Origin of the sequence: Pseudomonas sp. IT-P12, from assembly GCF_949767465.1 — a bacterium.
Lineage (GTDB): Bacteria > Pseudomonadota > Gammaproteobacteria > Pseudomonadales > Pseudomonadaceae > Aquipseudomonas.
The window spans coordinates 624709-647489 of the sequence record NZ_CATKPY010000022.1 but is presented as its reverse complement, the minus strand read 5'-3'; the positions used below and the strand labels follow the sequence as shown (position 1 = coordinate 647489).

Genomic DNA, 22781 nt, shown 5'->3' with positions numbered 1-22781 from the left:
AGCTGCTACAAAGAGAGCACCACAGTGGAGGTGTTTATGTATCAACTCTACGGACACCGCAATTCCGGCGCCGCCGCCATCGAAGCCGCGTTGGAACTCTGCGAGATCGCGTACCGCTTCATCGACGTCGAGCAATCCACCGAGGACGCCCACGCCCTGGAGAAACTAAACCCGCTCAAGCAGATCCCGACCCTGCAACTGCCCGATGGCAGCATCCTCACCGAGAGTGCGGCGATCCTGATCCATCTCGGGCTGAGCTTTCCCCAGTCGGGCCTGTTGCCGAGTAAACCGCTCGAGCGCGACCAGGCCATTCGTGGCCTGGCGTACATCGTCAGCAATTGTTACGCGGCCATCGGCATCATCGATTACCCCGAGCGCTGGCTGGCGGTGGCCGATCAGGCGGCCCGGGAAAACCTCGTGGCCGGCGCCCGCGAGCGGCTGCACTGGAGCTGGGAGGTGTTTGCCGATGAGTTTTCCGGCGAGTTGTACCTGGGGGACGAAACGCCCGGGGCACTGGATGTGCTGGCGGCGGTGGTTACGCGCTGGGCCGGCAGCCGCGAGCATTTGCGCAGCGCCCGACCGGGCTTTTTCGCCTGGCTGGAGCGGATCGACCGGCACCCGACCCTGGCGCCGGTGTTTGCGCGGCATTGGCCGGGTTGAGCACAGCGCAGACCAGAATGTGGGAGCGGGCTTGCTCGCGAAGGCGGCGTGTCAGGCTCAACTCTGTTGAATGTTCTGCAGCCTTCGCGAGCAAGCCCGCTCCCACAGGGAAGGCGTGGTGCTTGGGCTTATTCCCCGCGAATATACTGCTCCAGCTGCCGGATCAGTTCCGCCTGTTCCGCAATCGCTTCCTTGACCAGGTCGCCGATCGACAGCAAGCCGATCAGTTTGCCGTTCTCCACCACCGGCAAGTGGCGCAGGCGCTTGTCGGACATGATGCCCAGGCAGGTATCGACGGTCTGGTGGGTGTCCACGGTAATCACCGGCGACACCATGATGTCGCGCACTGGCGTGCCCACCGAGGAGCGCCCGTGCAGCACCAGTTTGCGCGCGTAGTCGCGTTCACTGATGATCCCCAGTACTTCTTCATTCTCCACCACCAGCAGGGCACCGACGTTCTTCTCGGCCATTTTCATCAGCGCTTCGAGCACCATGTGGTCGGGTTTGATCTGGTGCACTTCCTGATTCTTCTGATCTTTCAACTTGAGCAGTTGGGCGACGGTTTTCATGGTGGCTTCTCGGGTGTTGTCGTTGTTCCTGAAGAATCGTAGACCCTGACGTCGAGAGCAAGGCGCAAAGCGGCAGATAACGTGCAAAAAACGTCATTTCGCGGTTTTTCTTGCCTGACCCCGTGGGAGCGGCGCTTTGACGGAGGCGCTATCCCCGGCAATGACGCGTAGAATTGCGTTCCTGATCGACATTGAGGTTGCAGTGGTGGATTTACAGCGGGGCTTCGTCCTGACCCGGCATTGGCGCGACACCCCGAACGGTACGGAAGTCGAATTCTGGCTGGCGACCGACAGCGGCCCCCGGCGCATTCGCCTGCCGCCTCAACCGTCGGTGGCGTTCATTGCGGCCGAGCAGCGCGAACAGGCCGAAGCGGTGCTACTGGGCGAAAAAAACGTCGAGCTCAAGCCCCTGGCACTGAAGGATTTCGACCACCGCCCGGTGCTTGGCCTGTATTGTCGCCAGCACGGCCAGTTGATGCGCCTGGAAACCGCGCTGCGCAAAGCTGGCGTCGAGATGTTCGAAGGTGATGTTCGGCCTCCGGAACGCTACATGATGGAGCGTTTCATCACCGCGCCGGTGGTCTTCGGCGGTACGCCGGATGCCGAGAGCCTGCTGCTCGACGCGCAGATGAAAGCGGATCCCGATTATCGGCCGAGCCTCAGGCTGGTGTCCCTGGACATCGAAACCACCGCCCAGGGCGAGCTGTATTCCATTGCCCTGGAAGGCTGCGGTGAACGCCAGGTCTATATGCTCGGCCCGCCTAACGGCGACGCCAGTGCAGTGGATTTCCAGCTCGAGTACTGCGATTCGCGCACGCTGTTGCTGAAGAAACTCAACGAATGGTTCGCCCGGCACGACCCTGATGCGATCATCGGCTGGAACGTCGTGCAGTTCGACCTGCGGGTGCTGCACGAACATGCGCGACGGCTGGGGGTGCCGCTCAAGCTGGGGCGTGGCGGCGAAGAGATGCAATGGCGCGAACATGGCAGCCGCAACCACTATTTCGCCTCAGCGGCGGGGCGGTTGATCATCGATGGCATCGAGTCCCTGCGCTCGGCGACCTGGAGTTTTCCCTCCTTCAGCCTGGAAAACGTCGCGCAAACCCTGTTGGGCGAAGGCAAGGCGATCAGCACGCCGTACCAGCGCATGGATGAAATCAACCGCATGTTCGCCGAGGACAAGCCGGCCCTGGCCACCTACAACCTCAAGGACTGCGAACTGGTCACGCGGATTTTCGCCAAGACCCAGTTGCTCACGTTCCTGCTGGAGCGGGCCAGTGTCACCGGTCTGCCGGCCGACCGCAGCGGCGGCTCGGTGGCGGCGTTCACTCACCTGTACATGCCGCTGATGCACCGCCAGGGGTTCGTGGCACCGAACCTGGGCAGCAAACCGGCCCAGGCCAGTCCCGGCGGGTTTGTCATGGACTCGCAACCGGGCCTGTACGAATCGGTGCTGGTCCTCGATTACAAAAGCCTCTATCCGTCGATCATCCGCACGTTCCTCATCGACCCGGTGGGATTGATCGAGGGGCTCAGGCACCCCGAAGACAGCGAGTCGGTGCCGGGCTTTCGCGGCGCGCGTTTCTCCCGGACCCGCCATTGCCTGCCGGCCATTGTCGCGCGAGTCGCCGAGGGTCGCGAAACGGCCAAGCGCGAGCACAATGCGCCGTTGTCCCAGGCCCTGAAGATCATCATGAATGCCTTCTACGGCGTGCTCGGTTCCAGCGGCTGCCGCTTCTTCGACACGCGGCTGGCCTCGTCTATCACTTTGCGTGGGCACGAAATCATGTTGCGCACCCGGCAACTGATCGAAGCCCAGGGCCATACGGTGATCTACGGCGACACCGACTCGACGTTCGTCTGGCTGCGCCGCGCCCACGGCCAACAGGAAGCGGCGCAGATCGGCCATGCCCTGGTGGATCACGTCAACCAGTGGTGGCGCGAGCATGTGCAGCAGCAATACGGTTTGCACAGCGCCCTGGAACTGCAGTTCGAAACCCACTACAAACGCTTTCTGATGCCCACCATCCGCGGGGCGGAGGAGGGCAGCAAGAAACGTTATGCCGGGTTGGTGACGCGCGACGACGGTCGCGACGAAATGGTCTACAAGGGGCTGGAAACCGTACGCACCGACTGGTCATTGTTGGCCCGACAGTTCCAGCAGGAGCTGTACTCGCTGATCTTTCATCGCAAGCCCCACCAAGACTACGTGCGCGAGTATGTGCGCAAGACCCTGGCCGGCGAGTTCGATGATCGGCTGGTCTACCGCAAGCGTCTGCGCCGGACCCTGGATGACTATGAACGCAATGTGCCGCCGCATGTTCGCGCGGCGCGGATCGCCGACGACTTCAACGATCGCCAGGGACGGCCACGCCAATACCAGAATGGCGGCTGGATCAGCTACGTGATCACCGTTGCCGGCCCCGAGCCGCTGGAAATCCGCAACGCGCCCATCGACTACGATCACTACGTCACGCGCCAGTTGCAACCGGTGGCCGACGCGATACTGCCCTTTGTCGACGATGATTTCTCAACCCTGGTTGGGGGGCAACTGGGCCTGTTTTGAGTCCAGCAGCGTCAGCGTCCATTCGTCCGGAATGCCATGGAAGTAACGCTCCAGTGCTTGGTGGTACAGGCTGGCCTGTGGGGCAAACTGGGCGAACAGGGTCATCGATGAATGGAATTTCAGGTCGTCAGGATGACCGAACACCTCGGCAATCGAACGTTCCCGGATATCCAGCACGAGTTGCGTGCAGGTGAGCAGCCGAGGACCCAGCAGGGCATGTTCGAGGTAGGCCGTGGCTTCATCGCTGGAGCGAATGGCAAAACGTCGGGACATTTCGCTGTCGCCCAACCCGGCGAGCTGCGGAAAGATGAACCACATCCAGTGACTGCGTTTGTGGCCGGCGCCGAGTTCGTTGTGCACGCGCTGCAACACAGGATTCTGCGCCAGGACAAAGCGCTGCAGATTGAAGGCATCGAGCTGATCGGTGCTTCTCATGAGAAGCCCTCCGACAAAACCGCGATGGCTCAGACCATGGCCAGTCGCTGTTTGCGTTGTGGCGCGCGAAACGCTTGGTCCAGCGCCTCCAGATCCCCGATCTCAAGTTGCAATTGCGCGGCCTGTGCATTCAGGTGCACGTGTTCGGGCCGAACCGCCTTGGGGATGGCTATCACGCCATCCTGTCGCAGAATCCATGCCAGCGCTACCTGCGCCGGGGTCGCCGCGTGACGGGCGGCCACTTGGGCCAGCGTCGGGTGGGCCAGCAATTGCCCGCCCTGGCCTATTGGACAGTATGCCATCAATGGCTGGCGATGCCGCTGGCACGCCGGCAACAGGTCAAATTCGATGCCGCGTTCCTCCAGGTTGTACAGCACCTGGTTGGTGGCGCACGCCGGGGCGTTGAGTGCCTGCACGTCATCCACGTCGAAATTGGACACGCCCCAGGCGCCGATCCGGCCGTCTTCGCGCAGACGTTCGAAGGCCTCGATGGTTTCTTCGAGGGGATACTGGCCGCGCCAGTGCAGCAGGTACAGGTCCAGGTAATCGGTGTTCAACCGGCGCAGGCTGCGTTCGCAGGCCTGGGGCACACCCCGGCGGCTGGCATTGTGCGGGTAGACCTTGCTGACGAGGAACACCTGGTCGCGCCGCCCGGCAATCGCTTCGCCGACCACTTCCTCGGCGCCCCCTTCGGCGTACATTTCGGCGGTGTCGATCAGGGTCATACCCAGTTCGATGCCAAGGCGCAATGCAGCGACTTCTTCGGCGTGTCGGGCCGGATCTTCGCCCATGCGCCAGGTGCCCTGGCCAATCACGGGAACCTTGACGCCCGCCAATTCGAGAACCCGCATGCAAACCTCCACTGAACACCAGGACTATTCCAGTTGGCAGCAGAATAGCCCACGGGTTCCCTTTGCCGTTAGCCGCCGGCCCGGAAGGGGCTGGCGGCGGGCGGACTTATTGGGCGCTGAATTTCAGCACAGTGTTCTGGGTGTAGGTCTTGCCTGGGTCCAGGCGGGTGGACGGGAAACCCGGCTGATTGGGCGCGTCCGGATAATGTTGGGTTTCCAGGGTGAACGCGCTCCAGTGTGCGTAGGTCTTGCCCGCCTTGCCCTTGACCGAACCGTCGAGGAAATTGCTGGTGTAGAACTGCACGCCGGGCTCGGTGGTATAGAGCTGCAGGCGGCGCCCGGACTGCGGATCGCTGACGTCGGCGGCGAGCTTGCCCAGGTCGCCCTTGGCATCCAGCACCCAGTTGAAGTCGAAACCGCCTTGTTTCGGCTCGGCGAATTTCAGTTGCGGATGGTTGGCCTTGATGTTCTTGCCGATGGCGGTGGGCTTTGTGAAATCCATCGGCGTACCGGCCACCGCTGCCAGTTCACCGGTCGGGATCAACGTGCCGTTGACCGGGGTGTAACGGCTGGCGTGCAGGGTCGCGAGCTGTTGCAACACATCGCCGTTGCCCGCACCCGCCAGGTTGAAGTAGCTGTGGTTGGTCAGGTTGAGCACCGTGGGTTTGTCGGTGGAAGCCTTGTAGTCGATGCGCAATTCGTTGCGATCATTGAGGCTGTAGGTGACCTCGGTTTCCAGGTTGCCGGGGAAACCCATTTCACCGTCTGCCGAGCGGTACGTCAGGGTCACACCCACCGAGTCTTTGCCCTGGGTCGGTCTGGCTTTCCAGACATGCTTGTCAAAACCCTGCGGACCGCCGTGCAGTGCATTGGAACCATCGTTTTGCGGCACCTGATAGCGTTTGCCGTCGAGTTCGAAAGCGCCGTTGGCCAGGCGATTGCCGAAGCGTCCGATGGTCGCGCCGAAGTAGGCCTTGCCGGTCTCATAACCCTGCACATCATCAAAACCGAGCACCACGTCTTCAACCTTGCCGTGCTTGTCCGGCACCTCCAGCGCCTGCAGGGTCGCACCGTAAGTGATCACGGTGGCCTGCATGCCGTGGCTGTTGCGCAGCACGTATTGCTCGACGGGCGTGCCGTCGCGGGTTTTACCGAAGTTTTTGTGTTCGCTGGACAGGCCGGCAGCCTGGGCGGAGAGGGTGGCGATCATCAGTGACAGTCCAAGGAGGCACAACGGAGAGCGGGATTGAAGCATGGTCAACCTTCCTTTTTGTTGTTTTTGGATAAGTAGTCATACTAGTAGTCGATTGAAAATTCGACGTGTGGGGATTTATAGCGGGTTTTGATGGTTTTGCACTAATAAAGTATGACTATTGTGTTTTCAGGGTTGAGTGAGTGAATTGCCGGCACTGCACTTTTTCGTAATTCCCGGCTCTATCCTTGGCCAGCCTGCGGCGATCCCCACCGCCGGCCCATGCCCAAGTCCACGTCCCCATGGCCCGAGTTTTACCCTTCAGCGTTGTGCCCACCCGCCGCCATTGCCTGCTGCTGGCCCTGCTGTCGATGCTGTTCACTTCCGGGTGCAGCCAGCAGCAAGGGCGTGACATCGTCAGCCAGTTCCGCGAGGGCAGGCCCCAGGAATTTCTCCAGACCAGCGTCGACCGCATGGCCACCCTGGCCATGCGCGACAACCTCGAGAGCCTCTATCTGTTGATGGGCAAGCTCTACCTGCGCAACCCGCAGGAACTGAAAAAATCCGGTTTTCTCGACGCCCGTACGGCCGGGAAACAGGTGCGCCTGGCCATCGAACAGCAACAACCGTTGCCGACCCTGGGTGGCAGGAAGGACCTGGCGGCACTGAGTTATGCCATGAGTCCGGAGTTTCTCGGCGACCGGGTGGGCGCCTTCATCTACGCCATCGGCAGCATGCTGGTCACCGCGCACGGCAACCGGCTGGAGTTCTACATGACCGATGCGATCAACCCGACCTTCGTCAACAACGCCGCGCGCAACATCGAGAAAGCCACCTGGATCCTGAGCCAGCGGCAAACGGTCGATGGCCAGCCGTTGTTGTTTTCCAACGAAATCTCGGAGGAGGGCAGCAACCTGAGTTTTGCCGTGGAATTCGGCAAGATCGTCGCGCGCCTCGACCTGCTGACCCAGATGCTGGACGAACGCTACCGGCGGATCGGCCTGAACTACGCGCAAAGCCTGTTGTTCCTCAATTTCCTGCCGGTGCAGTGACCACCCCGCAGGTAAATTGTTTATGGAATAAACATAGATCGCATCGATATAAGTCGTTATAAGAAAAATCGCTATCCTGCGGGCCAGTTTTTTCCTGCTTCGTGGGCGTTTTGATGGAATTCGGTGATTTCGGCTTAATCGTGGCAGGCCTGGTGGTGGGTTTCATCGTCGGCATGACCGGGGTGGGGGGTGGTTCGCTGATGACGCCGATCCTGTTGTGGTTCGGCGTCAACCCGGCTACGGCGGTGGGCACGGATTTGTTGTACGCGGCGATTACCAAATCCAGTGGCGTGCTGGTTCATCGCAAGAACAAGAACATCGATTGGGCCATTACCGGTTGGCTGACCCTCGGCAGCGTGCCGGCCGTGGCGCTGACTCTGTGGTTCCTGAGCACCTTGCAAACCTCGCCCGAGGCGATGAACGCCGTCATCAAGCAGGCGCTGGGCTTCGTGTTGTTTGCCACGGCGCTGGCGATTTTCTTCAAGAAACGCCTGCTCGATTTCGCCCATAAACGCGCCGGCGGCCACTACAACCCCAGCGGTCGGCGCTTGAACGCACTGACCGTGATCACCGGCCTGGTCCTCGGCACCATGGTGGCGCTGACCTCGATTGGCGCCGGCGCCCTGGGCACGGTGGCGTTGTTCATCCTCTACCCGCTGTTGCCAACCCGCCGCCTGGTGGGCACTGAAATCGCACACGCCGTGCCGCTGACCCTGGTGGCAGGCCTTGGCCACGCCAGCATGGGCAACATGGACTGGCAGGTGCTGGGTTTCCTGCTGGTGGGTTCGCTGCCGGGCATCTACCTGGGCAGCCACCTGACCGGGCGCATCTCCGATGACTGGCTGCGCCCGTGCCTGGCGACCATGCTGGTGCTGATCGGGTACAAGCTGGCGTTCTAGGTTCGTTTCGTTGAGCTCGGCCTGGCGCCGCGCCAGATCAACATTGCCGCCAACACTTGGCTGCCGGCAAAAAAGCTGAACAGGCCCAGCGGGCTCCACTGAGCATCCAGCAGCAGACCGGCGACGGCCGGCGACAGGATCGCGCCGAGACGCCCCCCTGCCAGCACCAGACCGACGCCACGGCTGCGGATGGACGCGGCGAAAGCCTGCGGCGCCAATGTAAACAGCGCGGCGATGGCGCCATTGAGCAACAACCCGCTGCTGAAACCGATGGCCACCGCCAGGCTCTGCACGGCAGTGGCCGGCACCATCAACGTCATCAGCACGCTGTTGAGCAGCACAAACCCCAGCAACAGCCGATTGCCGCCGAAACGATGCGCCCCCAGGCCCATCAACAGAGCGCCGAGCATGCCGCCCAGGCTCAGCAGAATCCCGCCCGCTGCGCCTTGCTCCTGCGAAAAGCCGTTCTGCACCATCAGTGTCGGGGTCCAGCTCATCACGAAGTAGAAGCAGAACATGATGAGGAAGAAGGCCAGCGCCAGCGACGTGGTCTGGCGCCACTGGCCAGACGCAAACAACTGCCCGAATTCCTTTTCACGAATGGGGCTGGCGTCTGCCAGTCGCGCGTCGCGGCGCCCTTGCTGCAGCGCCAGGAACGCCTGCGATTCGCTCAGCCACAGCACGCCGGCGCAGGTCACGATGAACGTGATCAAACCCCCTGCGAGAAAGACGTAGCGCCAGCCGAGGCTTTCATTGAACAGGTGTGCCAGCACGCCCGCCAGGCTTACGCCGAGGGCGAAGGCCAGTGATTGCAGGGCGATTGCCAGGCCGCGTCGATGCGCACTGGCATGCTCATGGGTCAACACGTTGGCCCCCACGAGGACCGCCCCCAGGCCAATGCCCGTCAAGGTGCGCAGCAGCATCAACGCGCTCAGGCCCTGGCTCCAGAAGGACAGCAGCATGCACAGGCCGCTGAATGACAGGCCGGCCAGCAGCAAGGGGCGACGCCCGTAGCGGTCCGCCATCGGCGCGGCGAACAGCGAGCCGCCGGCCATCCCGATCAGGCTGGCACTGAGCAGCATCCCCAGTTCGACCCCGTTCAAACCCCATTGCGCCGAAACGCTGGCTGCGGTGAAGGCCATGACCATGGCGTTCATGCCATCGACCACGTTGAAGAGCATGCACAGGCCGACCACTGCCCAGCGAGTGGCCATCAGCGCCGTTTCGTTTATCCCCTCGTGCAGCGTGCCCCCACTCATTGGCCATCCATCCGGTGCTGTCCTGTACGTCGATACGTTCAACCTCGCACCCTCCCGGGCGCGTTCCGCGCTGCTGACGACACCATTCAGGGGCATGGGCTGGCAAGTGATACTTAGGTATCGACCGACACCTACGTGCAATCGTCCCGGGGGTAAGCGGGTGGTTTTATCAAGCCTGCGAGCGCTGGAGTGAGGCAATGACCGTGGCCACGGCCCGGTAGCCGCTCCAGCCATTCGCGCTGCGCCTGTAGGCCACTTACTCAAAGGAGATTGAACATGCTTGCAGTTTCGTCCGTTCTCACCTGGCACCGCTGCCTGGCTTCATCCGCCAGGTTGCATCTGCTCGGTCTTGCTCTGCTCGCCGGCAGCAGTGGCGCATGGGCCGCCAATGCGGCATCGGCACAATCGGAGGCCATTCGGCCCTACCGTATCCACGTCGATGAAGCGCAACTGACCGACCTGCGCAAGCGCATCGCCGATACCCGCTGGCCCGACAAGGAGACCGTCAGCGACGTCAGCCAGGGTGTGCAACTTGCCCAGGTGCAGGCGCTGGTGAAGTATTGGGGCAGCGACTACGACTGGCGCAAGGCCGAGGTGAAACTCAATGCCTTGCCCGAGTTCGTGACCACGATTGACGGCGTCGACATCCAGTTCATCCACGTCCGTTCGCGCAATCCCAACGCCATGCCGCTGATCCTCACTCACGGCTGGCCGGGTTCGCAATTCGAGTTCCTCAAGACCATCGGGCCGTTGACCGATCCCACCGCTTACGGCGGTCGCATCGAAGATTCCTTCGACGTGGTGATTCCGTCGATTCCCGGCCATGGGTTCTCCGGTAAACCGACCGAACTCGGGTGGGGACCGGACCGGGTGGCCAAGGCCTGGGACGTGTTGATGAAACGCCTGGGCTACAGCCATTACGTCTCCCAGGGTGGCGATCATGGTTCGGTGGTTTCCGATGCGTTGGGCCGCCTGGCACCGCCGGGATTACTGGGCATCCACCTGAACATGCCGGCCACCATACCGCCGGAGCTGGTCAAGCCGATCTTCAGCGGCGATCCGGCGCCGAGCGGACTGGGCGATCCGGAACGCACCGCCTTCAACTCGCTGAGCACCTTCTTCGGGCGCAACGCTGCCTACGGCGCGATGATGGTCACTCGACCGCAGACCATCGGTTATCTGCTGGCCGATTCTCCGGCCGGCACGGCGGCGTGGATGTACGAGAAGATCGCCGCCTGGACTGACAGCGACGGCAAGCCCGAGCGCGTCCTGACCCGCGACGAAATACTCGACGACATCAGCCTGTACTGGCTGACCAACGCCGGCGCGTCGTCCTCCCGTTTCTACTGGGAGAACAACAACAATAACTTCAGCGCTGCGGCGCAGAAGACCGCCGAGATCAAAGTCCCGGTGGCGATCACGGTGTTCCCGCACGAAATCTACCGTGCCCCGAAAAGCTGGGCACAACGCGCCTATCCCTCGCTCGCCTATTTCAACGAAGTCAGCAAGGGCGGCCATTTCGCGTCCTGGGAACAGCCGCAATTGTTCAGCGAAGAACTGCGCGCCGCGTTCCGGCCTTTGCGCACGGCAGCGAACAAAGCGGTCGCGAACACCGCCCCGTAAGCCCCTGCATGACCGATCGATCACGCGACGGCCATGGGGCCGTCGCCCGGAGAATGACCATGAGCATCCTGCTGAATCCTCAAGCTGTCCCGCGTCATCTGCGTTTTTTTGCCTGCACGGTTCTGACGGCGGCCTTCATGCAACTCGGGGCCCTGACGCTGACCTCGTCGCCCGCCAACGCCGCCGAGGTGGCCGCCGGCACCCTCGGCACCCTGACGCCGGGCGCTCACACGTCCCTCGGCCCGCTCAAGCATGTCAAGGCCGGCCTGCTGGATGTCGCCTACGCCGACCTGGGCCCGGCCGACGGGCCGGTGGTCATCCTGCTGCATGGCTGGCCCTACGATATCCACAGTTACGCTGATGTCGCGCCGGCTCTGGCAGAGCGGGGCTATCGGGTGCTGGTGCCCTACGCGCGGGGTTACGGCGACACGCAGTTCCTGTCCGCCAAAACCGTTCGCAACGGCCAGCCCGCCGCGCTGGCCACGGACGTCATCGATTTCATGGACGCGCTGCACATCAAGCAGGCCGTGTTCGGTGGCTATGACTGGGGCGCACGCACCGCCGACATCGTGGCGGCCTTGTGGCCGGAGCGGGTCAAGGCGCTGGTGGCGGTCAGTGGTTACCTGATCGGCAGCCAAGAGGCGGGCAAGGCACCGCTGCCGCCCGCTGCCGAATTGCAGTGGTGGTACCAGTTCTACTTCGCGACCGAACGCGGTCGCCTGGGGTACGAAAAAAACACCCACGATTTCGCCAAGCTGATCTGGACACTGGCTTCGCCCAAGTGGGCGTTCGATGACGCGACTTACGAGCGCAGCGCCGCCGCCTTGCAAAACCCCGATCACGTCGCCGTGTCGATCTTCAACTATCGCTGGCGTCTGGGCCTGACCAAGGGCGAGGCGCGGTACGACGCACTGGAGAAAAAACTCGCACAGGGCCCGTCCATCAGTGTGCCGACCATCACGATGGAGGGCGATGCCAACGGTGCGCCTCATCCACCGGCCGAAGCCTATGCCAAGCGATTCACGGGCAAGTACGAGCACCGGCTGATCGAAGGCGGCATTGGTCACAACTTGCCCCAGGAGGCCCCGCAAGCCTTCGCCCAGGCCGTTATCGACGCCGACCATCTCTGATTGGCAATGCGCGGGAGAACCACGATGAAACTCACCTGTCTGGCCGTGTTGTCCACGGCCCTTGCTTCGGCTGCGCTGGTCGCGACCGGTATTGCCCTGGGCGACAGCAGCGCCGCCTCGCCGATCTACGGCGTGACACTTCCCGAGGGTTATCGCCAGTGGCCATTGGTCGCTCCAGCGGTGGAAGCCGCGCCCCTGGATGAACTGCGGGCAGTGGTCGGCAACCCGCAGGCGATCAAGGCGTATCAAGCCTCGACGCTGCCGTTTCCCGACGGCACGGTGCTGGTCAAGCTGGCCTGGAAACGCGTGCAGTCCACGGAGTTCGAGCCCGCCTCGATCCCCGGTGCGGCGACCACCGTTCAGGTGATGGTCAAGGACTCGAAAAAATATGCATCAACCGGCGGCTGGGGGTTCGGCCGCTTCATCAACGGTCAGCCGGCCGATGAGGCACAGCACCAGACCTGCTTCGCCTGCCATCAGGCGCGCGTGCAGAACCACGATTACGTCTTCACCCGGTTGGCTTTCTAAACCTTCACGAAAAGGGTTCACCCATGAAAAGAGTCATGACTGCACTGGCGATCAGCGTCAGCCTGATCGCCGCCACCCACGCCGTTGCCCAGCCTGAAAAACCCACGGTCGTGCTGGTGCACGGCGCGTTCGCCGACGCCTCCAGCTGGAGCGGTGTGGTGAAGATCCTCGAGCAGGATGGCTACACCGTGGTGGCCGCCGCCAATCCGCTGCGCAGTGTGAAAAGCGATGGCGCGGCGGTTTCCGCGTTGTTGTCGAGCATCAAGTCGCCGGTGGTATTGGTCGGCCATTCCTATGGCGGCAATGTCATCAGCTCGGCAGCGAACGGCCACCCCACGGTGAAGGCGCTGGTCTATGTCAGTGCCTTCGCACCCGAGGCCGGTGAAACCGTCGCCGGCCTGGCCGGAAAATTCCCCGGCAGCACCCTCGGCCCGACCCTGGCCGCGCCGGTCACTCTGGCCGACGGCGGCAAGGACCTGTACATCCAGCAGGACAAGTTCCACGACCAGTTTGCCGCCGATGTACTCGCGCCGGAGGCGGCCTTGATGGCGGCGACCCAGCGTCCGGTCACCGACGCGGCGCTGAATGAGAAGGCCGGCCAACCGGCCTGGAAGACGGTGTCTTCCTGGTTCATCTATGGCGACCAGGACAAGAACATTCCTCCACAGGCCATGGCCTTCATGGCCAGCCGCGCCGGTGCCAAAGAGGTGGACGTGGTCAAGGGCGCCTCCCACGTGGTGATGGTGTCCAACCCCGAGCCCGTCGCCCGGCTGATCGAAAAAGCTGCGGCGGCTTCCGCCTCCCTGTAATTCGCCCGCAGGAATCGTCCCTGCCTTCCACACCAACACAGGTATTGAACATGTCCACACTCACACAGCGTTTAACCGGCAGGACGGCATTGGTCACCGGAGGCTCGCGCGGCATCGGCGCCGCCATCGTCCGCCGCCTGGCCAGGGAAGGCGCCGCCGTCGCCTTCACGTACTCGGCATCCGAAGAGAAAGCCCAGGCGCTGGTCGCCAGCATCGAAGGCGAGGGGGGCAAGGCGTTGGCCATCAGGGCCGACAGCAAATTCGCCCAGGACATCGAGCATGCCGTCAGCTTTACCGTGCAGAAGTTGGGCGCGTTGAACATTCTGGTGAACAACGCCGGCATACTCGCGCTGGGCGCGGTCGATGAATTCACCGTCGAGGCACTCGACGAGCTGTACGCTGTCAACGTGCGTGCCACGTACATCGCCGCGCGGGCCTGTTCCAAGGTCATGAACCGTGGCGACCGGATTATCACGATCGGCAGTGTCGCCGGCGAGCGTTCCGGTTTCCCCGGCACCAGCGGCTACTCCATGAGCAAGTCCGCGATGACCGGTCTGGTCCGCGGCCTGGCCCTGGACTTCGCCGCGCGGGGCATCACGGTCAACAACATTCAGCCCGGTCCTACCGCTACCGACATGAACCCGGCTGACGCTCCCTATCTGGAGCACGTCATCAGTCTGGTGCCGCTGGGACGTCTGGGCCATGCCGACGAGATCGCCGGCATGGCCGCTTACCTGGCCAGCGAGGAGGCTTCGTTCGTCACCGGTGCGAGCCTGACGGTCGATGGGGGCTACCTGGCCTGATCGTCCTCGTGTTCAGCCGCTGTGGGCCGGTTCGCTGCCTGCCCACAGCGGTGTCAGAGGTTTCAGGCCGCAGCGACCTGAGGCGTGTGCTCGACCGCCGGCTTGAGCAGCGGGGTGATGCACAGCATCAGTATCAATACGCCAAACAACAGCGTGTAGGCCGGGCCGAAGTGGCCGCTGTAGTCACGCAAGGCACCGAACAGCAGCGGGCCAAGCGCTGCGACCAGGTAGCCAACGAACAACATGAACACGGTCCACACGCCGGCCTGTTCCGCGTTGGCGGCGTTATCCAGCGGCAAGGTCATGGCGACGGTAAAGCCCATGCCCAGGCCGATGGCCGCCAGGACGATGTAAAGAATCGGCAGCCCTGTGGGGAAGAAAGCCATCCCGGCGACGCCCAGTATCGCCAGCAATGTCGAGAGCCCCAGCAGGCCCCGGCGATCATGCGCCTTGCCGGGAAGCATGCCGGCACAGACACTGGCCACGGCGAACACGGCGGTGAAAACCCCGAGCAGGATGCCAGGGGACCCTGTCGACACGGCCGCTTCTGTCGAGGCCGGTGCCATCCAGGCGAAGAGGGCGTAGACCACGAATTGACCGGCCCCGAAGTTCAACGCCACCCACCAGGCTTGCGGGTGGCGCCATGGCAGGCGGGCCGTCGGACGGGGGCGTGAGGGCGAGAGCGGCGAGGGCGTGGCGAAGGTCCTGGTCATCCACATCCAGCTGGCCACGGCGGTCAGGCACAGCACGCTCCAGACCCCGGCACTGACACGCCAGCTCTGCGCCAGCTCGGCAATCGGTGCACTGAAGACTGCGGCAAGTGTGGCGCCGACGCTGAGTCCGGCGGCATAAATGCCCATGAACAATGCGGCCCGGTGGGGGAAATGGGTCTTGATCCAGCCTCCGGTCATGGCGCCGGCGATGGCGATGCCGACGCTGGCAACGAAGGTACTGCCCAGCAGGAAAACCGCATTGGGTGACAGCGCCCGCAGCAGGGTGGCGATGCCGAGCAGCAGCAACGCGACCACCACGCAACGGTCGATGCCGAAGCGCCGGGCCAGCCCCGGCACCATCAGGGCGAAGAGCCCCATGCAGACATCGGGAATGGAGGTCAGCAGCGCAGCCTGGGTGTAGCTCAACTGGAAGTGTTGCTGGATCAGCAGCAGAATCGGTCCCACCGATATGATCGCTGGGCGCAATGCGAGGGACAGCACCAGCAGGCCGATCACCGCGGCCATGCTGTGTGTGTTGCCTGGAGAATCAGGGGAATGTGCCATGTGTGCGGCCTCGTCAGGAATAACAGGAACAAGGCTAACAACGGCAGATCAATGGTATATGCCATGTGTTGTCGCAAAAGTGACATCGGGAGGCCCCGCCAGTGAAGCGAGCAGAACGACGCGTTGTCGACGGTGAAACACGGGCACCGCGCAGCGAAAATTACCTGGATTACCAGAACGTGCCGCGCCTGATGACCGTGCTGGTGCGCGATCAGCACACTGGCGAGTACAACGAACCGCATACCCATCGGCACGGGCAGTTGTTGTATGCGTCGAGCGGGGTGATGCGGGTGGCGACGCAGACCGGGCTGTGGGTATTGCCGCCGAAACGGGCGTTGTGGATTCCGGCGCAAATCGTCCATGACCAGCTCATGCTCAGCCCGGTGAAGATGCGCTCGGTCTACATCGAACCCGAGGCCGCGCAGCGTTTCGGTGATCACTGCAAGGTGGTGGAAATCTCGCCCTTGCTGCGTGAATTGATCCTGGCCCTGGCGGATCAGTCGATCGAGTACCCGTCGGAGGGGCGCAATGCTCACGTCGTGGCCCTGATCCTCAGCGAACTCGACGTCGCACGAACCCTGCCCCTGCAGATTCCATGGCCCCGGGATCGCCGGCTGCTCACGGTCTGCAGCGCCATCCTGGAGAACCCCGAACAAGCCCACTCGGTGGACTACTGGGCGGACCGGGTCGGTGCCAGTTCACGCACGCTGATCCGGCTTTTTCAAAACGAGACCGGCTTGAATTTTCGTCATTGGGTCCAACAAGTCCGTCTGGCGACGGCGATTGACCGGCTCGACAAGGGACACGCCATCAGCCGCATCGCCCGCGACCTGGGCTATGGCAGCCAGAGCGCCTTCAGCGCCATGTTCCGGCGTCTGATGGGCGAGTCGCCCCGGGAGTTCATGGCGCGTGGCTGACGCACCCACACATTTCAAGGCGGATGCAGCGTCGTGATTGCCCCGTCAACCACTGTGGGAGCGAGCCCGCTCGCGAATGCAATCTGACAGCCGAGTTGACTGGGCCGCCCTTATCGCGAGCAGGCTCGCTCCCGCCGGTCTGGTATCAGCCCAACGCTTCAATGGCCCGCGCGACACCCGATCCATATTCCGGATCGGCCGCCGTGCAGTTGTCGATATGGCGCTGCTTGACCTGTGCCGAGGCGCCCTGGATCGAGCGTGCGGTGTTGTCGAACAGCACCTGTTTCTGCGCCGCGTCCATCAACCGGAACAACGCCCCCGGCTGGGAAAAATAGTCGGCGTCTTCGCGGTGATTCCAGTGATCGGCGCTGCCCTGCAAGGCCAGTGGCGGCTCACGGAAGTCCGGTTGTTCCACCCATTCCTGGTAACTGTTGGGTTCGTACCCGAGGGTACTGCCGGCATTGGCATTGATGCGCATCTGCCCGTCGCGATGGTAGCTGTGCACCGGGCAGCGGGCCGCGTTCACCGGAATCTGATGGTGGTTGACCCCGACGCGATAGCGCTGGGCATCGCCATAGGAAAACAGCCGCGCCTGCAACATCTTGTCCGGAGAGAAGCTGATGCCGGGCACCACGTTGGCCGGGTTGAACGCCGCTTGCTCGACGTCGGCGAAGTAGTTGTCGGGGTTGCGATTGAGCTCCAGCACGCCCACTTCGATCAACGGATAGTCGGCATGGGGCCAGACTTTCGTCAGGTCGAACGGGTTGATCGGGTACGTGGCGGCGTCCGTCTCTGGCATCACCTGCACGAACAGTTTCCAGCGTGGGAAATTTCCCTGCTCGATGCTTTCATACAGGTCCCGTTGGGCGCTTTCCCGGTCGGAAGCGATCACGGCGCCGGCCTCGGCGTCGGTGAGGTTGGCGATGCCCTGTTCGGTTTTCCAGGTGAACTTGACCCACGAGCGTTGGTTGTCCGGGCTGATGAAACTGAACGTATGGCTGCCGAAACCGTGCATGTGCCGATAGGACTGCGGCAGGCCACGGTCACTCATGACGATGGTGACCTGATGCAGGGCTTCGGGCAGCAAGGTCCAGAAGTCCCAGTTGTTGTTGGCGCTGCGCAGGTTGGTGCGTGGGTCGCGCTTGACCGCGTGATTGAGGTCGGGAAACTTCAGCGGGTCGCGCAGGAAGAACACCGGCGTGTTGTTGCCCACCAGGTCCCAGTTGCCTTGCTCGGTGTAGAACTTGATGGCAAACCCGCGAATGTCACGTTCGGCGTCGGCGGCGCCACGTTCGCCTGCCACGGTCGAGAACCGGACAAAGATATCGGTGGTCTTGCCGATGTGGGAAAACAGTCTGGCCTTGGTGTAGCGGGTGATGTCGTGGGTCACGGTGAAGGTGCCGTGGGCCCCCGAGCCCTTGGCATGCATGCGTCGCTCTGGAATCACTTCGCGGTCAAAATGCGCGAGCTTTTCCAGCAGCCACACGTCCTGCAATAACACCGGGCCCCGGGGGCCCGCCGTTTGTGAATTGTTGTTGTCGACCACCGGGGCACCGGCGGCGGTTGTCAGCTTGTTCATCATCAGCTCCCTACGGTTTTGGGGCGGAACCGGGCGATCGGTTCAGGCGCGGGCCGCCCGGTTCGGATGGGTTGCAGCCACTCAGGCGAGGGTGATCTGCACGGCAATGTTGTTGCGCGACAGCTTCGAATACGGGCAGGTTTCATGGGCGGCATCGACCAGGGCCTGGGCGGATTCGCGATCCACACCCGGCACGCTGACATTCAGGCGCGCCTGCAGGAAGTAACTGCCCTCGGCCGAGCACAGGTCCACTTGCGCATCGATGGCGACCGGTTGCGGCAGATTGATGCTCATGCGCCGTGCGGCCAGGCGCAGTGCGCCTTCGAAGCAGGCGGACCAACCGGCGGCGAACAGTTGCTCCGGGTTGGTGCCGGCCCCTGCAGAGCCTGGGCTGGAGAGCGAGATGTCCAGACGTCCGTCATGGCTGCGGGCGTGACCGTCGCGGCCACCGGTGGTATGGACGTTGGCGGTGTAGAGCACATTCTCGGGGGCGGTCGGAGCAGGCATGGCGATTTCCTTTTTGGAGGTTTGATGAAATTTCATGTCACCAAATCGTCCGCCGCGGTCTCAATTGCACGAAGGTGTTAGTGGGCCTTGCCCTGACGGTCCCGGCGACGTGCGCACCCGCCGCTACACTGATGCCGGCATGCGACACCAAGGTATGATAGGCGGCGTATGGCTGGCGGGGGCATCCTCGCGAAATGACGACCGCACACACAGGATCGGTATGGACAACGAGCTCGACCACGTCATCGATGTGCTGCCGGGTGTGGCGTGGACCGCACTCGCCGATGGTCGTGTCGACTACGTGAATCAGTACTGGTGCCGCTACACCGGGCGTGCCCGCGAAGAGGCCATGGACGCGGGCTGGCAGTCATTCCTCCATCCCGACGACCGTCCCCAGGTGTCAGAGCGCTGGCACGCCATCCTCGCCAGTGGCGAGCCCCGCGACATCTGCGCGCGCCTGCGCCGCGCCGATGGCGTCTATCGTCGCTTCGTCCTGCGTGTGAGCCCACTGACGGGCGCTGCGGACGGCAAGTGGTGTGGATTGTGCACCGACATCGAGGATCACTGCCTCGCTACCCCGGCCGCACCTGCGCTCGAACCCGACCTGCGCACGCTCATCGACAGCATTCCCGCACTGGTTTCGCTGATGACGCCCGACGGAGAGCTGGAGTACGTGAACAATCACAACCTCCAATACATGGGCACCACACTCGAGGAGCTGAGGGGCTGGACCACCAGTGACATCATCCACCCCGACGACAAGCCCCGGGTCATGCAAAGCTGGACGCATTCGGTGACAACCGGCGAGCCGTTTCATGAGGAACAGCGGATCCGCCGTGCGGACGGTGCCTATCACTGGTTCGCTGCCAATGGCATTCCGATGCGCGACGACAGTGGTCGCATCGCCCGCTGGTGGGTGATCACGGTCGACATCGACGAACACAAGCGCGACAAGGCATTGATCGCCCAGGCGCTGGTCGAGATCAGTGCCTCGGAAGCGCGTTTTCGTAGCCTGATCAACGCCGTTCCCGGATTTGTCTGGAGTGCCGCGCCGGATGGACAGGTCAGTTTTCTCAACCAGCGTTGGTGCGACTACACCGGCATCGCCCTGCAGGAGGCCTGCGGCGATGGCTGGATGGCCTCTATTCATCCGGATGACCACGATGTGCTGGCGTCCTATCGGCGGGTGCTGGCGTCGGGTCAGCCCGGAGAGTTCGAGGCCCGCCTGCGCCGCTTCGATGGCGTCTTCCGCTGGTTCCTGGTCCGTGCGGTACCGCAGCACGACGAGTGGGGGCGGGTGGTGCGCTGGTACGGGGAAAACACCGATATCGAAGATCGCAAGCGTGCCGAGATGCTGCTGGGGGGAGAAAAACACCTGCTGGGACTGATCGCCGGTGGCACCCCGCTCAGGCTCATACTCGAAGCCCTGTGCGGGTTGGTTGAAGCGAGCTTCGACGGCGGCGTGTGCAGCATCGTGCAGGTCGACCCCAATGGTTCTTATCGGGTGCCCAAAGCCGTGCCCCGCCTGCTGCCGGGTGCAGCGCCGAATCTGCCGCCCGACCTGATACCCGCTCCCGACGGTCACCCCGTGGACGCGGCCGGATGTCCCAACGCCCTGGTGGCGATTCGCAACGAACAGGTGATTTGCCAGGACCTGACCTGTGAGCAGCGCTGGCCGCGTTGGCGCGCCATCGCATTGGCCCATGGCCTGCGGGCCAGTTGGTCAACCCCCGTGACCTCCACCAACGGCCATGTGACCGGCGTCCTTTGCGTGCTTTTTCGCGTGCCGGGCGTGCCCAATGCCCTGCAGCAAAACCTGATTGCCCAGTTCACCCACCTCGCCAGCATCGCTATCGACCGGGCGCACGGCGAGGCGGCGCTGCGCCAGAGCGAGGCGTTCCTGGCCAAGGCCCAACGGCTGAGCTCCACCGGGACGTTCTCGTGGCGAGTGGGTTCGGACGGCATCACCTGGTCCGAGGAAGTCTATCGGATACTCGACCTGGACCCCGGCGTGAGGCCCACGTTCGACCTGCTGTACACCCGCATCCATCCGGACGATCTCTCCAGTTACAAGGAGATGATCCGCAGCCAGCGCAAGAAAGGTCGCGACTTCGAGCACGAACACCGCCTGCAACTGCCGGACGGCACGATCAAGCATGTGCACCTGGTGGCCCACGCGATACCGGATGAAGACGGCGGCCTGGAGTACATCGCCGCCTTGCAGGACGTGACCCAGCGACGTCTTTCCGAAACCGCGCTCGGCGAGGTTCGCTCGGAGCTGACGCACCTGGCGCGGGTCGCGAGCCTGGGGGCATTGACCGCTTCCATCGCCCATGAGGTCAATCAGCCCCTGGCCGGCATCATCACCAATGCCAGCACCTGCCTGCGCATGCTCGGTGCCAGCCCGCCGAACGTCGAGGGTGCCCTGGAAACGGCGCGGCGGACCATTCGCGACGGCAACCGTGCCGCCGATGTCATCAAGCGCCTGCGGGTGTTGTTCTCCAAGAACAGCATCACGCTGGAAGATGTCGACCTCAACGAAGCGGCGCGCGAGGTGATTGCGCTGTTGCTCGGCGAATTGCAGCGCGGCAGGGTGATCCTCAACCCTGTATTCGCTGATGGGCTGCCGACGGTCAGGGGCGATCGCGTGCAGTTGCAGCAGGTCATCCTCAACCTGATCCTCAATGCCAACGAGGCGATGAATACGAACACCGACCGATCACGGCACCTGCAAGTCAGTACCGGCCAACAGGGCCATCAGGTTTTTCTCGAAGTGAGGGATAACGGGGCCGGGTTCGATCCACAGGACGCCGAGCGCCTGTTCAACGCGTTCTATACGACCAAGCGCTCAGGCATGGGCATCGGGTTGTCGGTCAGCCATTCGATCATCGACAGGCATGACGGTCGCCTGTGGGCTCGTGCCAACGAGATCGGCCCCGGCGCGACCTTTCGTTTTTCGATCCCGTTTCGTCCGGGACATGAACAGGCCGTCGACATGAACGACACCCCAAGGCCGGACGCGGGAAGCGACCGTGATCACACCAGAGAGGGTTTTTGATGGACAAGCCTTTGCTCATAGCAGTGGTTGACGACGACGAGTCCGTACGCGAGGCGTTGCCCGATCTGCTCAGGGAATTCGGTTTTGCGGTGCAGGCCTTTTCGTCGGCACAGGCCTTTCTGGCGTCCGAGTATCTTGAACGGACGCGGTGCCTGATCCTGGACGTCGCCATGCCTGGCATGTCCGGTCCGGAGTTGCAAAAGGTGCTCGCCTCGCAGCGTTACACGATCCCGATCATCTTCATCACCGCGCTGGGCGATGCCGGGCAGCGCCCGTTCCTGATGAGCCAGGGCGCGGTGGACTGCCTGCTGAAGCCGTTCAGCGAGGCGGAACTGCTCAAGGCCCTCAGCGCCGCGTTGCCGGTCAGTTGAGCGCTGATCAAATCCACGAGGAGACTGCTCTGTTGAATGCCAATAACCTGTCAGCCCCGGATCAGGCCAGCACCGCGATGCAAGGCACGCCCATCGTGTTCGTGGTCGACGACGATATTTCCGTGCGCGAGTCGCTGGAACTGCTGATCGGCCACGCCCAGTGGCGAGCGCAATTGTTCGACTCCGCACAGGCTTTCCTCGCCCACCCCCGACCACCGGTGCCCAGTTGCCTGGTGCTCGATATCAACCTGCCGGATTTCAACGGGCTGGACCTGCAGAACGCGATTGCCGGTGACCGCCCGAGAATACCGATCATCTTCATCACCGGTTACGGCGATGTGCCGCGCTCGGTACGGGCCATGAAGGCCGGGGCGGTGGAGTTCCTGACCAAGCCGTTCGACGATGAAGTCCTGCTCACCGCCATCGCCGATGCCTTGCAGAGCAGTCGTGTCGCACTGGACCGGGAGGGCGACCTGCGTGTCTTGCGCGAGGCCCACGCGACCTTGACCCCCCGTGAGCAGGAGGTCCTGGGCATGGTCGTGGCAGGGTGCATGAACAAGGTCATCGCCTCGGACCTGGGCATCAGCGAAATCACGGTCAAGGCCCATCGCGGCAAGGTCATGCGCAAGATGAAGGCGCGCTCCCTGGCCGACCTGGTGAAAAAGGTCGCACAGCTTTCGCCTCAGGCCGATTGAG

At 63.1% G+C, this 22781-nt stretch carries 21 protein-coding genes; 13 read left to right on the top strand and 8 right to left on the bottom strand.

Annotated elements, in window-relative coordinates; translation table 11 throughout:
* Positions 1 to 36: 36 nt before the first annotated feature.
* Complete coding sequence (locus ACM6IM_RS17765) at positions 37 to 660, top strand: glutathione S-transferase (protein ID WP_414865854.1); 624 nt, start codon at positions 37 to 39, stop codon at positions 658 to 660.
* 128 nt (positions 661 to 788) lie between these two features.
* Here the strand turns inward: ACM6IM_RS17765 and ACM6IM_RS17760 are convergent, their stop codons facing one another.
* Positions 789 to 1229: a CBS domain-containing protein gene (locus ACM6IM_RS17760; RefSeq protein WP_017339904.1), complete on the bottom strand. Its 441-nt coding sequence runs from the start codon at positions 1227 to 1229 to the stop codon at positions 789 to 791.
* 205 nt (positions 1230 to 1434) lie between these two features.
* Between ACM6IM_RS17760 and ACM6IM_RS17755 the strand changes: the two genes are divergently transcribed.
* Positions 1435 to 3795 carry a DNA polymerase II gene (locus ACM6IM_RS17755; RefSeq protein WP_414865923.1) on the top strand — a complete coding sequence of 787 codons (2361 nt, stop codon included), beginning with the start codon at positions 1435 to 1437 and terminating at the stop codon, positions 3793 to 3795.
* Here ACM6IM_RS17755 and ACM6IM_RS17750 read toward each other — a convergent pair.
* The 3 genes from ACM6IM_RS17750 to ACM6IM_RS17740 all read right to left on the bottom strand — a co-directional run bounded on the left by ACM6IM_RS17750 (position 3760) and on the right by ACM6IM_RS17740 (position 6336).
* A complete protein-coding gene (locus ACM6IM_RS17750; RefSeq protein ID WP_414865853.1) occupies positions 3760 to 4230 on the bottom strand; it encodes a DUF1810 domain-containing protein in 471 nt (156 codons plus the stop codon). The genes ACM6IM_RS17755 and ACM6IM_RS17750 overlap by 36 nt on opposite strands.
* Before the next feature lie 29 nt (positions 4231 to 4259).
* Positions 4260 to 5081: an aldo/keto reductase gene (locus ACM6IM_RS17745; RefSeq protein ID WP_414865852.1), complete on the bottom strand. Its 822-nt coding sequence runs from the start codon at positions 5079 to 5081 to the stop codon at positions 4260 to 4262.
* Positions 5082 to 5187: 106 nt separating this feature from the next.
* Entirely contained in the window at positions 5188 to 6336 is a 1149-nt protein-coding gene (locus tag ACM6IM_RS17740; RefSeq protein WP_414865851.1) for an aldose epimerase family protein, read from the bottom strand.
* Between the two features lie 239 nt (positions 6337 to 6575).
* On the opposite strand from ACM6IM_RS17740, the gene ACM6IM_RS17735 reads away from it, so the two are divergent.
* Positions 6576 to 7325 (top strand): hypothetical protein, encoded by a 750-nt coding sequence (locus tag ACM6IM_RS17735; RefSeq protein WP_414865850.1) that lies wholly within the window; start codon positions 6576 to 6578, stop codon positions 7323 to 7325.
* A 113-nt stretch (positions 7326 to 7438) separates the two neighbouring features.
* Positions 7439 to 8224 carry a sulfite exporter TauE/SafE family protein gene (locus ACM6IM_RS17730; RefSeq protein ID WP_414865849.1) on the top strand — a complete coding sequence of 262 codons (786 nt, stop codon included), beginning with the start codon at positions 7439 to 7441 and terminating at the stop codon, positions 8222 to 8224.
* Here the strand turns inward: ACM6IM_RS17730 and ACM6IM_RS17725 are convergent.
* Positions 8221 to 9438, bottom strand: coding sequence for an MFS transporter (locus ACM6IM_RS17725; RefSeq protein ID WP_414865848.1), 1218 nt, complete (start codon positions 9436 to 9438; stop codon positions 8221 to 8223). The genes ACM6IM_RS17730 and ACM6IM_RS17725 overlap by 4 nt on opposite strands.
* A gap of 321 nt (positions 9439 to 9759) precedes the next feature.
* Between ACM6IM_RS17725 and ACM6IM_RS17720 the strand changes: the two genes are divergently transcribed.
* From ACM6IM_RS17720 to ACM6IM_RS17700, 5 genes are read left to right on the top strand one after another with little or no spacing between them, the layout of a single operon-like run.
* Positions 9760 to 11106, top strand: a complete 1347-nt coding sequence (locus tag ACM6IM_RS17720) for an epoxide hydrolase family protein (protein ID WP_414865847.1) — start codon at positions 9760 to 9762, stop codon at positions 11104 to 11106.
* Positions 11107 to 11165: 59 nt separating this feature from the next.
* Positions 11166 to 12236, top strand: a complete 1071-nt coding sequence (locus tag ACM6IM_RS17715) for an alpha/beta fold hydrolase (protein WP_414865846.1) — start codon at positions 11166 to 11168, stop codon at positions 12234 to 12236.
* Between the two features lie 24 nt (positions 12237 to 12260).
* On the top strand, positions 12261 to 12764 hold the full coding sequence (locus ACM6IM_RS17710) for a cytochrome P460 family protein (RefSeq protein WP_371049656.1): 504 nt from the start codon (positions 12261 to 12263) through the stop codon (positions 12762 to 12764).
* Between the two features lie 23 nt (positions 12765 to 12787).
* Positions 12788 to 13573: an alpha/beta fold hydrolase gene (locus tag ACM6IM_RS17705; protein ID WP_414865845.1), complete on the top strand. Its 786-nt coding sequence runs from the start codon at positions 12788 to 12790 to the stop codon at positions 13571 to 13573.
* A gap of 50 nt (positions 13574 to 13623) precedes the next feature.
* Positions 13624 to 14376, top strand: a complete 753-nt coding sequence (locus tag ACM6IM_RS17700) for a 3-oxoacyl-ACP reductase family protein (protein WP_414865844.1) — start codon at positions 13624 to 13626, stop codon at positions 14374 to 14376.
* 62 nt (positions 14377 to 14438) lie between these two features.
* Here the strand turns inward: ACM6IM_RS17700 and ACM6IM_RS17695 are convergent, their stop codons facing one another.
* Positions 14439 to 15653: a CynX/NimT family MFS transporter gene (locus ACM6IM_RS17695; RefSeq protein ID WP_414865843.1), complete on the bottom strand. Its 1215-nt coding sequence runs from the start codon at positions 15651 to 15653 to the stop codon at positions 14439 to 14441.
* 191 nt (positions 15654 to 15844) lie between these two features.
* Between ACM6IM_RS17695 and ACM6IM_RS17690 the strand changes: the two genes are divergently transcribed.
* Complete coding sequence (locus ACM6IM_RS17690) at positions 15845 to 16570, top strand: AraC family transcriptional regulator (RefSeq protein WP_414865922.1); 726 nt, start codon at positions 15845 to 15847, stop codon at positions 16568 to 16570.
* Between the two features lie 145 nt (positions 16571 to 16715).
* On the opposite strand, the gene ACM6IM_RS17685 is transcribed toward ACM6IM_RS17690, so the two are convergent.
* Positions 16716 to 18149 carry a catalase gene (locus ACM6IM_RS17685; RefSeq protein ID WP_414865842.1) on the bottom strand — a complete coding sequence of 478 codons (1434 nt, stop codon included), beginning with the start codon at positions 18147 to 18149 and terminating at the stop codon, positions 16716 to 16718.
* A gap of 81 nt (positions 18150 to 18230) precedes the next feature.
* The gene (locus tag ACM6IM_RS17680; protein WP_201190929.1) at positions 18231 to 18656 is read right to left on the bottom strand and encodes an organic hydroperoxide resistance protein; all 426 of its coding nucleotides are present in this window, start codon (positions 18654 to 18656) and stop codon (positions 18231 to 18233) included.
* A 220-nt stretch (positions 18657 to 18876) separates the two neighbouring features.
* Here ACM6IM_RS17680 and ACM6IM_RS17675 point away from each other — a divergent pair, with 220 nt between their 5' ends.
* The 3 genes from ACM6IM_RS17675 (at position 18877) to ACM6IM_RS17665 (ending at position 22780) form a co-directional block, all read left to right on the top strand.
* Positions 18877 to 21714 carry a PAS domain-containing protein gene (locus ACM6IM_RS17675; RefSeq protein WP_414865841.1) on the top strand — a complete coding sequence of 946 codons (2838 nt, stop codon included), beginning with the start codon at positions 18877 to 18879 and terminating at the stop codon, positions 21712 to 21714.
* Positions 21714 to 22085, top strand: coding sequence for a response regulator (locus tag ACM6IM_RS17670; protein ID WP_201190927.1), 372 nt, complete (start codon positions 21714 to 21716; stop codon positions 22083 to 22085). The genes ACM6IM_RS17675 and ACM6IM_RS17670 overlap by 1 nt, the downstream gene beginning before the upstream one ends.
* Positions 22086 to 22162: 77 nt before the next feature.
* Positions 22163 to 22780 (top strand): response regulator transcription factor, encoded by a 618-nt coding sequence (locus ACM6IM_RS17665; RefSeq protein WP_201191126.1) that lies wholly within the window; start codon positions 22163 to 22165, stop codon positions 22778 to 22780.
* Position 22781 lies beyond the last annotated feature (1 nt).